Here is a 15366-nt window from a genome sequence, read left to right as displayed (position 1 = left end):
CAATTCCTCACCACGCTCTCTTTGTCCAACAACCGGGCCGATTGTTGGACATGCCCCGTTGGGAGGGGTGTGCTTCATCGCGTCTCAGCATGACCAGGGTTACGCCGTCGATCGGCGCGCACGCGCAGCCTGCCTGCGTCACTCGCTCCACCAAATTACAGAAGAACGCCACGCCATTATCGGAATGTGATGAGTATTTGTCAAGCATGTATTCAAAATATAATCAACACGCCTGACAGGCAAACCTATCGCTTCAACTGGGGCGAAACCCACACGCCCCAGTCGCTGGCAGTGCCGTTGCCCGCATCTTCGACGATCAGCTTCAATTCCTGCACCGTGCTCACATCCACATCAAACGTCGGCAGGCTGGCATCGCTGATTTTCTTCGATCGCCAAAGTTCTTTCCCGTCCCCCTGAATCACAAAGACGACTGAGCCATCGTTACCATCGGCGAGTCCCGCCTGGCCACTCAGTCGTTTCCATTTGCCACCCAGTTGAAAGGTGTAGCTACTCGGCGCGTGAGCATACAGCCCGCGGGCAAAGAGTTGACCTCCTACCAGCAGGGCCAGCGTTTCATTAGGGAGACGATTCGCCATTGGACGCTTCCAGCCCACGCGGGCACTCTGCCATTGGCAGTCGGACAGCCAGCAAGCGTCGCCTTCCGCCTCCGCAGCTATCGGTCCCGTAGTCTGCCTCATCGTGGCCGCCAAGCTTTGAGCCACTTCGAGCAATCGCCGATCGCTGGCGGTATCGCTGGCCGCTTGTTCGAGTTTCTTGAGTTCCGCGGCGACATCGTCGGCTTTGTTCGCCGTCAGGGCAGACGTCAAAGGCACCAGCCTGGACTTGGCCTGGTACGATGACAAATCGACTTTGCCGTTCTCGGCGACCACATAGGGAATCGCGAGCACTTGGTCGCCGATGCGGCCGCCGTTGGCCTGACAAACGACCAGGCGCAGCGAGCCCGCTTTGCCGGGCTGCAAGGCTGCACAATTGAGTTTGATCTTGCCGGCCTCATCGGGCACTGCGGTGATGGTGGTCGCGTCGTAATCGCTGCCGCCACTCGGGTCCATGTAACCGATCACGGCGTACGCGGGTGGATCAGCCGAGACGGTCGCCGAGAACTCAAACGACTTGCTGTCGGCAGCCGGTTTCACCTGCACATCAGTCAGTTTGGCATTCGCCGGCAAGTCGATTCCCTTGGTCGAGCCGGTGAACAATGGATGACTCGCCAGCCTCAATCCTTCGCCGAGCGTGAGAAACGAACCGCGACCTTCGCCGCGGCGCTCATCGCCATAGGTTCGATTGCCACTTCCCATCAGGGCCGTTCCAAAGGCAGCACGTTCGTCGGGCCGTTCGCGATTGTGCGGCAGGCCCAAGGCATGTCCCAATTCGTGACAAACGCCCCCCACGAATATGCTGTTGTAGCGGCCGACGGAAATCCTCCCGTACTGACCATCGCGCAGCATTGGCTCTTTTTTGCTTAGCAGGGCCGAATCGAGCAGCGGCGAATCTACCTGCCAGGCGGTGCCATTGCGCAGGCCGCCCGAGGCGTAATACGGGCTGTTTTGCGACATTGTAGCTGCCTTCTCGTCCCAGTTGCTCATGTTGCAAAAGATGACGATCGTTTCCTTGGCCGGATCGATCTTCGCGGCTTGCAGCGTCGGCAGGCATTCTTCGCGAATCGCCCGGCCGCTCTGCACGTGATACTCGTCATAAGGCTTTGTGCCGCGCACCAGATGAATCTTCAGCAAGCCATCGGTTTCGGTCGCGAGACGAATGGTCCGCTCGCCAAACCCCAGCCGCTTCATTTCTTTGCGATAGAAGTCTTGGATGTCGAGCAAGACCCGCGATAGCCGCCCGCGATACTCGGGCTGCGGCTCGCGGTCCGCTGGCGTCCAATAGATCAAGTGCAGGGTTCGCTCCTTGGCAGCAACGGGTACCTCGCCATGGTACGCATCGATGATCTTCACCGCCGCGGGAACCTGCGAAGCAATCAGCTCCTGTGGCGATTGAGCCACGGCAAACTGCCCCGAATCAAACGGCCCCACTCCCGCACTGGTCAGCAACAAACCCAGGGCACCACAGACCAGCCAGCGACAATTCACGAAACAAGCAGACACAAACCCTCCGGCAATTATTCGCAGCGTGCGAACCAAAATCAGAACACGTTCTCAAACTACTCTCATTTTTATAACGCTTCGTTGCCCAGCGTGCGACGCGTCGGATAGGGCTCGTCCAACGTCGCTGTTCGCCAGAGACTCTGACGCGCACGAAGTTCGGCCGCCGAAAGGTCAAAGCTGCCGATGGACGTTCGTAGCGACGCAGCTTCTTGCCACGGGCCAGAAAGCTCAGGTGCCACCGAAGCGCTGGTTTCTGTGGCCAGGAAGTAGGCAACCCGTGCTGCCAGTTCCGGAAAGTCGGATTGCACCTCCAGGACGAGCGGCCTCTCAGAAACTGCTGCCACGTCGAACGTCTCGTTCCTGTTCTCACGGTTCTGGCAATGAAGTTCCGTCCATTCCCGACACGCGGGGTTGCGCGAGTTTCCTTCGGTGTCGACGTTGTGAAAGTCGCTCCACAAAAAAGAGATCACAAGCCGAAAGTCCGGCCGTGGCCCGCGCGGTTGAAGAAAGAAACTTGCCATAGAACACAACACTATCACTGCTAACTGGACAACACGCTATTGCGCATCCTCCGTCGGCCCTACGGCCGTGCACTCCTCCCACGATCCAAAGCCTACTTCCAACCTCGGTCAGTCGTAGCATAGGACTCGGTGGCGTGATTCGTTCCGCTGGCCAACTTTTCTCTGAGCATTGCGACGAGACACACGACGGCCCCGAGCGCGAAAATCAGCGGTGAGACGATGATGATGTAGTTGACGAAATCGACTCCGGTTTCCAGATAGGCATCGGACGGATTCGCCGGGTCGTAGTAGACGTCGACCTCTTGTCCCGCCGGGAATTTCTGAACTAACCGAGCGACATCGACCTGATGCTTGGTTCCGGTGCCGCGCGTGCGCACTTGTTTCGACAGGTACTTTTCTTCGCCGACCTGATACTCGTACTCGATCTGGGCCTCGTAAGTCGTCGTGCCGTGAAAAGTAGAAGTCAACTCCGACTTGAGGATCGTCCCTTTCGTGGCTGGCCAGCTTTCGATTTCCTTGGCTTTGAGAAAGACGTTGACGGTGAGGAATTCGACGCCCATCGCCGCGACAAAGACGCCCACGGCCAACAAGACACCCAACCAACTGGACGTAGATGGTTTCATGCAAACTACCTGGAATCTGGCGCGAGCAAGCAAGACAAGTTGCAGCTTACGCTCTTAGCCATCGCGGTTGGAGTGGAGGGCGATTTTGTTCCCTTCGCTGTCGAGCAGGACGGCGCGAAAACCGTGCGGGCCGATCGAATGGACCGGTTCGAGGATTTTGCTGCCGAGCTTTTCGGCCTGGGCCACCGCATCGCGAATGCGACCATCGGCGTTGAAGTAGACGAGCAAGCCGCTCGTCGCGGAGACTTCCGCCGCGTTCTTCACCAGGCAGCCTCCGTTGCCGTTCTCGTGATCGAGCAGGCCGAACTCACCGCCGGAATATTCTTGCTTGCTCGCGTCGTTGGCGAGCACCGCCCGATAGAAGGCTAACGCCCGGTCGAGATCCTGCACGGGAATATCGACCCACACCACTCGATTGCGTTCCGAATTGAAATCGCTCATGAAGACTCGCCACACAAAGAGGAGACAGGTTGAGTGCCCTCGATTGTAATCCGTCTGCTTAATAGTTGGCACTCGCTCGCCCAACGGACAAGAAACGACGATGCGCGGCCACCTTCGGAACGGCGCTTGGCTTGAACTTGCTGAGGACCCCGGCTAGTCGCAGAAGACGCGACTACGCTTTGTTGCTGATGAGCGTGCCCACTTTTTCGCCGCGGACGGCGCGCAGGACGTTGCCCTCTTTGCGGAAGTTGAACACGAGAATCGGCATCTTGTGTTCCATGCAATGCGCGATGGCGGTGCTGTCCATCACGCGCAAATTCTGTTCGCGAACGGCGTTGTACGTCAGTTCGCTGTAGAGCATGGCGTGCGGGTTGCGCTCCGGGTCGTCGCTATACACACCGTCGACCTTGGTGGCCTTCATCAGAATTTCCGCTTCGAGCTCCATCGCGCGCTGAGCAGCTGCGGTGTCGGTCGTCACGAACGGACTGCCGGTGCCGGCAGCGAGAATGACAATACGACCTTTTTCCAGGTGCCGTTTCGCGCGACGGCGAATGTAAGGCTCAGCGACGCCATCCATCTTGATGGCCGTCATGGCTCGCGTCTGACAGCCAATTGATTCAAGCGCGTCTTGCAGCGCCAGGGCGTTGATCACCGTAGCGAGCATGCCCATGTAATGAGCGGTCGCTTCTTGAATCCCCGCGGCAGCACCTTTGAACTGCGAGCCGCGCAGTATATTGCCGCCCCCCACCACCAGCCCAATCTGGCAACCAGCCTGATGAGCCTGCTTCACTTGCCCCGCAATATGCAGAACCTCATTCACGCCGATGCCGCGCTCTCCTGCATGGCTCATGCTCTCGCCCGAAAGCTTGAGGATGATGCGTTTAAAAGGCGCGCGCGGAGCAGATGAATCGGGCATGTGGAGAATTGGGGGCGAGGTGCGGGATACGAGAGACGGGAGCAAGACTTTGTAGTGGGCGATCGGCAAGCAGCGAGAACATCGTGGGAAGGGCAGGAATGTGGATTTCCTACCCTCGCCTCTCGTCTCTCGCCCCCCGCCTCACCTCACTACTCTTCATCGTCCTCTTCTTCTTCCTCTTCGTCATCCCAGTCGTCGTCTTCATCGTCGTCGAGGTCGTCTTCTTCTTCGTCCTCGTCTTCATCGAATTCTTCGTCGTCGACTTCTTCCCATTCGTCATCGAAGTCTTCGTCGGCGTCTTCTAGGTCGTCTTCTTCCTCGTCATCGAGGTCTTCTTCGTCATCTTCCAGATCGTCTTCTTCGTCGTCGAGGTCATCGTCCTCGTCGTCGTCGAGTTCGTCTTCTTCTTCAAAGTCGTCTTCGTCGTCCAGGCGGGGAGACTGGACGACCGTCCGGGCCTTCCAGGTGGCGGCTTCTTCTTCGCCCAGCCAGAATCGATCCGGGGTCAATAAACTCACGTCGAACTCCTTCTTGCGGTGATGCTACGGTGAATCGGTGTACGGTACATCGGTCAAAGGTGGCAAAGAATCGACAGCCGGAATCAAGTTTGGGTTCGGCGCGGCAGCAGCAGCTGCGAACGCCTTCATTTCTTGAGCACGGGGTAAGTCGTCTAAATTCACCAGGCCGAATAATTGGAGAAATCGTTTGGTTGTGTTGTATAAGTAAGGGCGGCCAAGTTCCTCGCTGCGTGAGCCGATGCGAACCAGGTCTCGTTCCATTAGTTGGCGAATGACTTCGCCGCAGTTCACGCCGCGAATGGCCTCAATATCGGCCCGCGGTGTTGGTTGACGATAGGCAATTACTGCTAGCGTTTCTAGGGCGGGTGCCGACAATCTTAGCTCAGGCGGCACATGCCCCAGTCTGCGTAGCCAGGAACTGAATAGACGGCGCGTCATTAACTGAAAGCCGCCTGCCACTTGTTCTACTCGAAACGCCCGACCGGCGGCATCGTAGTGCTCGTTCAAGTGGCGGATTAGTGTACGGGCTTCGGTACCATCCGCCAAGTTGGCGTATTGACTTAGTTTGCGAGTATTCAGCGGCTCGCGCGCCAGGAACAACACAGCCTCCAATCGCTGCCTGGCGGTGTGCCGCAATTCGTCTTCGTCCTCGACATGCAGCAACAGCGCTTGCGGAGCAGTATTGGGCAGAATTGGCTGCTGATAGCTGGGCCGCACCGTGGCACAGGTACGCAGAACAATCGAACCCGAATAGCGCGCGGCGCTGCTCTTTAGCTGTATCGCCGGAATAGTAGAGATCTGGCGCATCGGGCGTCTGATTCAGCTCCGCTGAAAGGTTGATCGCACGGACGTAAGATAAGGCGGGAACGAAGTTACGGGCAAGCAGGGGGACGAAGGTCGCACCTCTTGCCCCGCAAGAATCTCTCTACAGCCGGTCTAGCTCAATTGACTATCCCCGCCAAGCCGACCTAGAATACAAATCAACGTACTTTGATAGCTGTGCGGGTTGTTAAACTTTATCGACGCAATCGAACAAGCTGAACAATCCTCACCTGCCCGCGGTCCCACCTCAATCCGCTGGCAGTCGCACCAAAGATGGACCTGCCCTACCTGCGAGCGAAAGGCGAACCATGTTGCGAATCGATGCTGGCCAGACTGGCCGTTACTGCGATGGCGTTTCTCGCCGCAGCTTTGTGCAACTGGGCCTCGCCGGCATGGGTAGTTTAGGCTTGGGCTATTGGCTCAACCTGAAAGAAGCATCGGCGGCGGTCGGCAAAAAAGATACGTCGGTGATTCTGCTCTGGATCGACGGTGGTCCAGGTCACATGGACACTTACGACATGAAGCCGGAAGCGCCGCCGGAGTATCGCGGCATTTGGCGACCGATCAAGACGAACGTCCCGGGCATGGAAGTGACGGAACTGTTTCCGCTGCATGCCAAGGTGGCCGACAAGTTTTCCGTCATCCGCTCGATGCATCACAACAACGGCGATCACTTCACCGCCGGTCACTGGATGCTCACGGGCCGCGGCGGGGTGAGCGGAGCTGCGACTGCTGGCAAGTTTCCGTTCTTTGGCGGCATCGCCACCAAGCAATCGGGCCCGCGTCAGCATGGCATGCCGGCGAATGTCGCTGTTCCCCATGCGATGAGCATTGGCTTGCGACCAGGCTATTTCGGCGGCAACTACATCGGCCCGCAAGAGAATCCGTTTGAGACCGAAGGGGACGCAAACAACCCGAAGTTCGAAGTGAAGAATCTCACGCTCGGCAAGACGATGACCGTCGATCGTCTTGAAGATCGACGCAATCTTCTTTCGAGCATGGACAAGCTACGGCGCGAAATGGACCGCAGCGGCAAGCTCGAAGCGATGGATAAATTCGATCGCAGCGCGTACGAAATGATCACCGGCGAAAAAGCTCGCCAAGCCTTTGATATCAGCCAGGAAAAAGAAGCGACCCGCGAACTATACGGTCGCCATCCGTGGGGTCAAAGCACGCTGCTGGCTCGTCGGTTGGTCGAGGCTGGCACGACGTTCGTCACCTGCCACTTCGGCGGCTGGGATCACCACTGGGATCTGCAAAAGGGCTACGACAACTACCTGCCCAAGATCGATCAACTCGTCTACGCACTGTTCACCGATCTGGCCGATCGTGGCTTATACGAAAAAGTCACTGTCGTCCTCTGTGGTGAGTTCGGCCGTACGCCGCGCATGAACGACGGCGGCAATGGCGGCGCTGCTGGGAGCATGGGCACGCCCGGTCGTGATCACTGGGGCAATGCCATGTCGGTTCTCATCGGCGGCGGCGGCATCAAGGGTGGTCGACTCATCGGTAGCACCAACCGCCTAGGCGAAGTTCCGCAAGATCAACCGCTGATGCCCGGCGACCTGCATCACACGCTCTTCAAAGTCCTCGGCGTCGATCCGCACGTCAGCTATCCCGATCTCACCGGCCGGCCGATCGTCTCGATCGATCACGGCGCGGTGATTAATGAGTTGTTTTAGGGCACCTGCCCAGTCGAAGCTTTTCTGCTGAACCATTTCACGTACTGTGCGTCCTTCCTGCAGCAACTCACGCCAGGAGGTTCTCATGGTTCGCATCTGAACAAAGCTGATTATCCGCCGGTCGGCTCAGCCTGGACAGCGGCTCGGACGCACCCTCGCATGGATCTCGCCAGTTACGTGCTCGCGCACTTTCCGCACGATCTATGCGCTCGGTAAGACATTTCGGCGCATTCGGCGGGGCGGAATTCTGGGGAACTATCTCTGCCTGGAAGATGGGAATCAGTACCAGATTCGTAGCTTGCCGAAGCTCTGAAGATTTTCCCTTTGGCTCGGGGAGGCAGATCTGATCGATCTGACCGATGAAGATATCTAACGCCTGCCGCGCCGCAGTCGGAGTAATCTGACTGCGGCCTTTTCTTCGTTGGTGCTAGTCATTGCCTACGAACCGCTGCCATCGATGGTGCGGTCGAGGCCGCTGATGACGGTGCCCGTCCCGGCGGGACGAGGTGGATTAGAAGTCGCGCCCGGCAAAGCAGCGGCGGCGATGTTCGCGTTCGATTCGCCCCGCTCGTGACGTCCCCACCAAGCTTCGGCGTCGTCGAGCGTCCACGCTTGTGAGATTGCCACGCGGTCGAGCATGGCTGCCAAGTCGCGCGCCGTTTGAGGTCGCTTGGCCCGGCTCTTTTCTAGGCAGGCGAGAATTGCATGTTCTAGTTCCGCCGAGATCGCGCGCCCCGACCGTTGCGAGGGGGTCTCGGGAGCCATGTCGACGTGCTGCTGACACAGTTCACTCAGCGTACGGGCATTGAACACCGTTTGGCCGGTCAACAAAAAGTAACCGACGGCTCCCACCGCATACAAATCGCTGCGGGCATCGATCAAGTCGGGCGTTTGAATCGCCTCGGGCGACATGTAAAGCGGCGTTCCCGACAGGTCGTTCCCCGCTGCCGCCTGTCGTTCGTTGATCGCCTTCACCAGGCCAAAGTCGAGCACCTTCACCACGTCGGGTTCGGCACCGCGACGATTGAGCATCACGTTCGCGGGCTTGATATCGCGATGGACGAGCCCCAGCGAATGGGCCTCGAATAGTGATGCACAAATCTGCTTGAGAATGCTGACGGTGCGGGCTTCGCTCTGGGCACCGTACTTTTCGACCAGGTGCTGCAAGTTGATGCCGTCGAGATACTCCATCGCATAATAAAAGACACCCTCGGGCGTGCGCCCAAAGTCGTAGATGGCGACGGTATGTGGATTGTTCAGCTTGCAGGTAATCTGCACTTCGCGTTCGAAGCGGGCCAGCGAGGCTTCGTTGACCTTGTCGACCTCGAGCATCTTGATGGCCGTCGGCCGGCGGAGCATCGCATGTTGGCCGCGATAGACGACGCCCATCGCTCCCGCGCCGATCTGTTCTTCCAAGCGATACTGTCCGAGTTGCTTCGCTTCGATGGCCGCCTTTTGCGCTTCGCGTTGCAATCGCGTCACAATCAGCGTGAAGACGAAAATGGCGATGGCACTTAGGGCAAGCAAGGCGAACAGCGTGTAGAAGGTTCGCTTCAAAATCGTCAGCGGACCAAACGCTTCGGCGTATTCGATCTTGGTGATCAGGCCGATGTCGTAGTCTGGGAGCCAGGTCCAAGCAGCCACGGTGGGTACGCCGCGATAGTCGCGATAGGAAGTAAGGTCGACCCCCGTCGTTCCTTTGACGGCTTCCTGCGCCACTTTCGTGGGCGGAAGCTTGGAGCGATGCACTTGCGGCCGAAAACTACCGGTGATATCGCCGCCTGGATCGCGGACCTGAATGTTCAGAATCGAGGCCGAATGTTCGTTGTCGGGAATGAGTCCCAGCAACTTCAATTTGTCATCGAAGCGACTGTTCGAAACGAGTGTGTAGTTCTCGTCGATGGCATAGGTCTCGCCCGTGTTGCCGAACTTGCCGAATTGCAAGATCTCGGTGAATTCCTTCTCGGGGCGAATCCGCATACCGAGCACGGCAATGATTTGATAGTTCTCGTCGCGCACGGGCACGCAGGCAAACATTGTCGGCAGCCCGGTGCGCATCTTGCCGTCCTGATCCTTCTGCAGCGCCAGGCTGGGAAACGGTGGCGTAACAGTAGATTTGCCATCAAGAATGCGACCGAGGAATTCTTCGTAGGCAGGGATATTCTGACCAATCAGTTCTTCGGAGTTAGAAGAAACAATTCGCTGATCGCGATCGGCCACGATAAAGCCGAAGAACTTGTGCGCTTGCATGCCTGGCTCCAGTTCGGTGCGCAGCGTAGCATGAAGTTCCTTCAAAACGGCAGGAGTTGACGGCGGTTCGGCATCAGGGCGACTGGCGATGAGCAATTTGGCAATCGCCTGCCGAACTTCTGGCTCGCTGGCCAGCGACTGAGCATTTGACTCTTGCACCTTGAACCATTTTTCGAGCATCGCCCGCTCGACATCGCGCAGCACCGTCAACTGCGAACGAAGGTTGTCTTCCATCGTCCGTTGGATCGATACCCGCACGAAGTAGCCAATCGTCGCCAGCAGAACCACCGCGATGATCGGCCAAATCCAGATCTGCTTCTTGAGCAGCAATCCGGTGCGCGACATCGTTCGGCCGAACGATGTCTGGCCAAAGGTCATATGCGCCTGGCCCGCGCCCCGATTCTCGCGCGTACGTCCAATCAAGGAGCCAAGCCAGTTCCACATAGGAAGATCGTCATTCTCAAGCAGGTAGCACCCCGGCGAACGCTCAGGGCGAAGTCTTCTATCTTAGTTACGGTGCCGAATCACGGCAAATTGGCCGGTTTTGCCCGAGAATCGCGAGAAGATTGCTGGGAAACGCTTCCTCGCCGGAAGCGAGCGCGCAACTACAGATTGGGTTCGCCCGCCGCGACTTAGTGCACCTTGGTCCGCCGCGCGACCAGAAAGCGGGCGAGCAGTTGATCGAAAGGCGTGGCGGTACTGGCCAGCACGTAATCGATTTGCTGATTCTGGCACCCCTCTTCGAGCTTCTCGCGATAGGCGTTGAACTCGCGCAGGTACGCTTGCCGCAGCATCTCGGGCTCCGCGAAGACCTCGGGCATTGCTTCGAGGCCGTTGAACTTGGTGGGGCCACGAAAGGGAAAGTCGAGTTCGGCCGGATCGAGCACATGAAACACGACGACATCATGCCGCCGATGCCGGCAGTGCCGGAGGCCAGCAAGCACGTTCGCCGGATCGTCGAGCAGGTCGCTAATCACGACCACCACGCCGCGCTTGTTCAGCCTTTCGGCCAGTTCGTGCAGAATCTGCCCCGCGGATGTCTTCGTGCCGGGCTTTGCGTTTTCCAGCACTTGCAGCACTTGTTGCAACTGCGGAGCGGCACCACTGGGGCGAATGAGTGCGCGAATCTGCGAATCGAAAGTGGCGAGGCCCACCGAGTCCTGCTGCTGCAAGACGAGCCAGGCAATCGAAGCTGCCAGGCACTGCGCGAACTCAGCCTTCGACAGGGCCGCTTCAGCACTTTGATAGGTCATGCTCTCGCTGGTATCCACCACTAGGTGGCAGAGCAGGTTGGTCTCGTCCTCATACTGCTTCAAGTAGAACTTGTCAGTACGGCCGAAAACTTTCCAATCCAGATGGCGCAGATCGTCTCCCGGCGAGTATTCGCGGTGTTCCGCGAACTCGATGGAGTAACCATGCAAAGTGCTGCGATGCTGACCCGCGATGTAGCCCTCGACAACATGCCGGGCGCGTAACCGCAGGCCGCGAAGCTTAGCCAGCTGCCTGGGATCGAAGGACGTCGGTGAGCTTGCCACCAGCAGGATCCTCATCGGCGGGCGGAGTGACATGATTGATCAGACGGCGAACAATCTCATCCGGCGTAATCCCCTCGGCATCAGCGTTGAAGTTCGTCTTCAAGCGATGGCGTAAGACCGGCGGAGCGATCGCTTGGATGTCTTCGTGGGTGACAAATAGCCGCCCCTTGAGCACGGCGCGAGCTTTGGCACCCAGCACCAGAAATTGGCTTGCTCGCGGCCCCGCGCCCCACAATACATAGTCCTTTACAAAGGCTGGCGCGTCGGGCTCGCTGCGACGAGTCATGCGCACGAGTTGCAAGGCATAGCGGGCGACGTGATCAGCCACGGGAACCTTGCGAACGATGCGTACCAGTTCCTGAATGTGCTCAGCGGACAGAGTCGGGACGATTTTGAAATCTTGCTCGGCCGTGGTTCGCTTCACGATCTCCAGCTCTTCTTCCAGGCTGGGATAATCGACCCAGACATGAAACATGAAGCGATCGAGCTGAGCTTCGGGTAGCGGATACGTGCCTTCTTGTTCGATCGGGTTCTGCGTCGCGAGCACAAAGAACGGCTCGGGCAACACGTGTCGCATTCCGCCGACGGTTACTTGATTCTCTTGCATTGCTTCGAGCAACGCGGCCTGCGTCTTCGGCGGTGTGCGGTTGATCTCGTCGGCGAGCACAATATTGGCGAAGATAGGGCCGGGCAAAAAGCGAAACACACGTTGGCCCGTGCTCTTGTCTTCCTGAATTACTTCCGTGCCGGTGATGTCCGACGGCATCAAGTCCGGCGTGAACTGCACGCGACTGAACTGCAGCGCGAGCGCATCAGCCACGCTCCGAATCATCAGTGTTTTCGCCAAACCTGGCACACCAACGAGCAAGCAATGCCCGCGCGAGAACATGGCGACCAACAACTGTTCGATCACCGATTGCTGGCCAACGACCACCTTGCTCAACTCGCGCGTGATTTGCCCATACGCTTCGTGCAGTTGATGAACGGCTTGCAAATCGGCGGTGGTCATAATCTGGCTGGGAGAAAGGTATGTGTCTCGCTGGATGCGTTTATCTTACTAGGGAGCGATGGTACAAGACACCGCCAGTCCAGAGCTTAAGATCGAAATAAAGCATCAAGGTTAGAATCTGGCGGCCAAGAATCTGCGAAATCATCATTCGAACGAAATCGAGCCAACTACGATGACTATGACTCTTGGAGCCGCGTAACAAAGCTCTTTTCAAAGATTCTGTGGACTAACCCATGCTGCTCGGACTGCAACATCAAATCGCCCCAGGGCCCTATCTGCGGATTCGCTGTCTCGCGTGCAAATGCCCCGAGACCCAAGCCACGTCCTACGAATACCGCGAGCGATTCGTGCTGCTGCGATCCATACCCCTAACTCCTTTTCGGCGAGTGAATTACATCGAGTGCGCCACGTGCAATACGAAGTACACTTCACCAATCGCATTGGCCGAACTGCCCTATTTGCTGCCGGATGAATTGGCGAGGCTGCTCAATCCGCCCGTTGGGCGTTGGAAGGGAGGCCTGGCAGTTGGTTCGTTGGTCCTCAGTCCAATTCCATTTTTAGGACTGCTCGTCTCACTGATCTCCATGGCAACCAATGGAAGCCGTAGCGGTCATTGGTCGCGCACGATTTCGCTGGCTGGCTGTGGGATCAGCGCGCTCGTCACCTCGGTGGCGATCGTCTTCGCAATGCTGGCCGCAATGGGTGTTTAGCGCGGCAAAGTGGCCAAGAAACAGCACCAGCCCGCAGATTCATGATCCACGGGCTGGAGACTTCTAGCTTGGTCGCGCACAGACGCTTCGACTATGCCTTGGCGGCGTCGAGCGCCTCTTGCACGCGGGCTTTATTCGGAATGCCTTGAAAGCGTTGAATCGGCTGACCCTTGTGGAAAATGATCAGCGTGGGAATTGCTTCGATTCCGTACTGCATGGCCGACGATTGGCTGTCATCGACATTCACTTTGCCAACCTTTGCCTTGCCGACATTTTCGGTAGCCAATTCATCGATCATGGGAGCAATCTTGCGGCAAGGTCCGCACCAGGGAGCCCAGAAGTCGACGAGCACGGGTTCGTCACCCGTGAGGACTTCCGCTTGGAAATTGGTATCGTTGATTTCGACTACATTCGCGCCCATGTGGTGCTCCTTTGCGCCGCCCTGGCGGCTGGCTTGATGATGACTTTCTGGTTCGACGGCGAAGTTATCCGTACTTATATACCGCCGGGTGGATCAGTCCTTTCACCGCGGCGGCTAAGCTACTTCGGAAAGTGGCTTCATCAGTCTTGCCAATTGCTGGCAGAATTCCAGATTCTAGGTGTCTTGTGAAGATGCTGTCAACGAGGCATGGCCCCACGAGTCATGCGTAACTCATGCTGGAGCAAGCACCTACGTCCACGACAAGGGCGACCACGGCGGGCGTCACTTCGTCCGCTGGCGCAGCTGGGACACTTGCGCCAGACAAGCCTTCTCTCCAGGAACCGATCATGACCATGCGCTTCGATTGCTTCTATGTCGAAAAAGACTCCGCCGGAAATATCTCCCGATCGATAAAGTCGCTCAGCCTTGATGATCTGGCGCCGGATGAGGTGCTGTTGCGGGTGGAGTACTCGTCGCTGAACTACAAAGACGCCCTCGCGGCCAGCGGGCATCCGGGCGTAGTCCGCTCGCTGCCGCATGTGCCGGGCATTGATGCCGCCGGGATGATTGCCGCAAGCAGCAGCCCGAACCTGCTGCCCGGCCAGAGCGTCGTGATTACGGGCTACGACTTGGGAGCCGGTCACTGGGGAGGTTGGTCCGAGTATGTTCGCGTGCCAGCTTCTTGGATTGTGCCGGTGCCGGCGGGGCTCTCGCTCAAGGAGTCGATGATTCTCGGCACGGCCGGCTTCACCGCCGCGCAGTGCGTGCAGGCGCTGATCACCAATGGCATCGGTCCTGGTGCTGGCGAAGTGGTCGTTACCGGAGCGACGGGCGGTGTGGGTTCCTTGGCCGTGAAACTACTCGCGCAGTTGGGCTACCACGTCGTTGCGGTAACTGGGAAGGAACGATTGCGCAGCACACTGCAAAGCTGGGGCGCGAAGGAAGTAATCGGCCGCGAGGAAGTGCAGAATGCTTCGACGAAGCCGCTCCTTTCCTCACGCTGGGCTGCCGCCGTCGATACTGTCGGTGGCAACACATTGACGACGATCCTGCGCCAACTAAAAGACTACGGCGTCGTTGCGGCCTGTGGGCTTGTCGGCGGAACCGAGCTGCCACTCACGGTGCATCCGTTTTTGCTCCGCGGTGTGATCCTGGCCGGTATTGCTTCCGCAGCGCTCCCCTACGATCGCCGCCTGCGAATCTGGGAACAGCTGGCTGGTCCGTGGCGGATCAACGATTTGGAATCACTGGCGACGGAAGTAAGGCTGACCGGAATCGAGGAGAAGATTCAGCAGATTTTGAAGGGTGAGATCGTGGGACGAACGATCGTGAAGGTGTAACCATGTTTGAAGTCTTCGAGCACACTGCGGACCTTGGCATTCGCGTCCGCGCGAGTTCGCTCGATGAGCTGTTTGTCGATGCGGCCCGGGGATTAATGACGCAGCTCGCGAACCTCGAGGCGGTTCGGCCTGTCTCGGAGAGAACCTTCACGCTGCAAGGCGACTCGCTCGATTACTTGCTCTTCGATTGGCTCACCGAGTTGATCTATGCGTTTGAAGAGTCACGTATGCTACTGGGTCAGTTCGCGGTTCACGTCGAGCAAGCAGATCTGGTTTACTCGCTGACGGCAACCTGCCGCGGTGAAGTGGCCGATGAAACTCGTCACGAACTCGATCATGAAGTGAAGGCGATTACCTATCACGACCTGCTTATCGAGCGACAGCCCGACGGTAGTTGGCTGGCGGAAGTGATTGTCGATATTTGATTTTTGAACTTTTGGTTTTTGACACGATTTTTG

Annotated in this window: 15 protein-coding genes; 4 read left to right on the top strand and 11 right to left on the bottom strand. The window is 58.0% G+C overall.

The annotated features are described in order from the left end of the window. Positions 1-245: 245 nt before the first annotated feature. The 7 genes from NA78x_RS14700 to scpB form a co-directional block, all read right to left on the bottom strand. Complete coding sequence (locus NA78x_RS14700; protein ID WP_425619202.1) at positions 246-2120, bottom strand: NPCBM/NEW2 domain-containing protein; 1875 nt, start codon at positions 2118-2120, stop codon at positions 246-248. Between the two features lie 68 nt (positions 2121-2188). Then, positions 2189-2464, bottom strand: coding sequence for a hypothetical protein (locus NA78x_RS14695; RefSeq protein ID WP_425619201.1), 276 nt, complete (start codon positions 2462-2464; stop codon positions 2189-2191). Between the two features lie 269 nt (positions 2465-2733). Next, positions 2734-3264: a DUF3592 domain-containing protein gene (locus NA78x_RS14690; RefSeq protein ID WP_425619200.1), complete on the bottom strand. Its 531-nt coding sequence runs from the start codon at positions 3262-3264 to the stop codon at positions 2734-2736. Between the two features lie 54 nt (positions 3265-3318). Continuing rightward, positions 3319-3705, bottom strand: a complete 387-nt coding sequence (locus NA78x_RS14685; protein ID WP_425619199.1) for a VOC family protein — start codon at positions 3703-3705, stop codon at positions 3319-3321. A gap of 172 nt (positions 3706-3877) precedes the next feature. Beyond that, positions 3878-4621, bottom strand: coding sequence for a UMP kinase (pyrH, locus tag NA78x_RS14680; protein ID WP_425619198.1), 744 nt, complete (start codon positions 4619-4621; stop codon positions 3878-3880). A 149-nt stretch (positions 4622-4770) separates the two neighbouring features. Further along, the gene (locus tag NA78x_RS14675) at positions 4771-5139 is read right to left on the bottom strand and encodes a hypothetical protein (protein WP_425619197.1); all 369 of its coding nucleotides are present in this window, start codon (positions 5137-5139) and stop codon (positions 4771-4773) included. A 24-nt stretch (positions 5140-5163) separates the two neighbouring features. Beyond that, positions 5164-5946 (bottom strand): SMC-Scp complex subunit ScpB, encoded by a 783-nt coding sequence (scpB, locus tag NA78x_RS14670; protein WP_425619196.1) that lies wholly within the window; start codon positions 5944-5946, stop codon positions 5164-5166. A 323-nt stretch (positions 5947-6269) separates the two neighbouring features. Between scpB and NA78x_RS14665 the strand changes: the two genes are divergently transcribed. Next, positions 6270-7643, top strand: coding sequence for a DUF1501 domain-containing protein (locus tag NA78x_RS14665; RefSeq protein WP_425619195.1), 1374 nt, complete (start codon positions 6270-6272; stop codon positions 7641-7643). A gap of 438 nt (positions 7644-8081) precedes the next feature. On the opposite strand, the gene NA78x_RS14660 is transcribed toward NA78x_RS14665, so the two are convergent. The 3 genes from NA78x_RS14660 to NA78x_RS14650 form a co-directional block, all read right to left on the bottom strand. Further along, positions 8082-10337, bottom strand: coding sequence for a serine/threonine protein kinase (locus NA78x_RS14660; protein WP_425619194.1), 2256 nt, complete (start codon positions 10335-10337; stop codon positions 8082-8084). A gap of 188 nt (positions 10338-10525) precedes the next feature. Then, positions 10526-11428: a DUF58 domain-containing protein gene (locus NA78x_RS14655; protein ID WP_425619193.1), complete on the bottom strand. Its 903-nt coding sequence runs from the start codon at positions 11426-11428 to the stop codon at positions 10526-10528. Then, positions 11385-12437: an AAA family ATPase gene (locus NA78x_RS14650; RefSeq protein ID WP_425619192.1), complete on the bottom strand. Its 1053-nt coding sequence runs from the start codon at positions 12435-12437 to the stop codon at positions 11385-11387. The genes NA78x_RS14655 and NA78x_RS14650 overlap by 44 nt, the downstream gene beginning before the upstream one ends. Before the next feature lie 233 nt (positions 12438-12670). Here NA78x_RS14650 and NA78x_RS14645 point away from each other — a divergent pair, with 233 nt between their 5' ends. Beyond that, positions 12671-13147, top strand: a complete 477-nt coding sequence (locus NA78x_RS14645; RefSeq protein WP_425619191.1) for a hypothetical protein — start codon at positions 12671-12673, stop codon at positions 13145-13147. Positions 13148-13238: 91 nt separating this feature from the next. On the opposite strand, the gene trxA is transcribed toward NA78x_RS14645, so the two are convergent. Next, positions 13239-13568: a thioredoxin gene (gene trxA / locus NA78x_RS14640; RefSeq protein WP_425619190.1), complete on the bottom strand. Its 330-nt coding sequence runs from the start codon at positions 13566-13568 to the stop codon at positions 13239-13241. Between the two features lie 347 nt (positions 13569-13915). Here trxA and NA78x_RS14635 point away from each other — a divergent pair, with 347 nt between their 5' ends. Both NA78x_RS14635 and NA78x_RS14630 read left to right on the top strand, forming a co-directional pair. Further along, the gene (locus NA78x_RS14635; protein ID WP_425619189.1) at positions 13916-14908 is read left to right on the top strand and encodes an acryloyl-CoA reductase; all 993 of its coding nucleotides are present in this window, start codon (positions 13916-13918) and stop codon (positions 14906-14908) included. Between the two features lie 2 nt (positions 14909-14910). Further along, positions 14911-15333, top strand: coding sequence for an archease (locus tag NA78x_RS14630; protein WP_425619188.1), 423 nt, complete (start codon positions 14911-14913; stop codon positions 15331-15333). The last annotated feature ends 33 nt before the right edge of the window (positions 15334-15366 follow it).

Source organism: Anatilimnocola aquadivae, assembly GCF_049819085.1.
In the GTDB taxonomy this organism is placed as follows: Bacteria; Planctomycetota; Planctomycetia; order Pirellulales; family Pirellulaceae; genus Anatilimnocola.
This window is presented reverse-complemented; position numbering and strand designations above follow the sequence as displayed.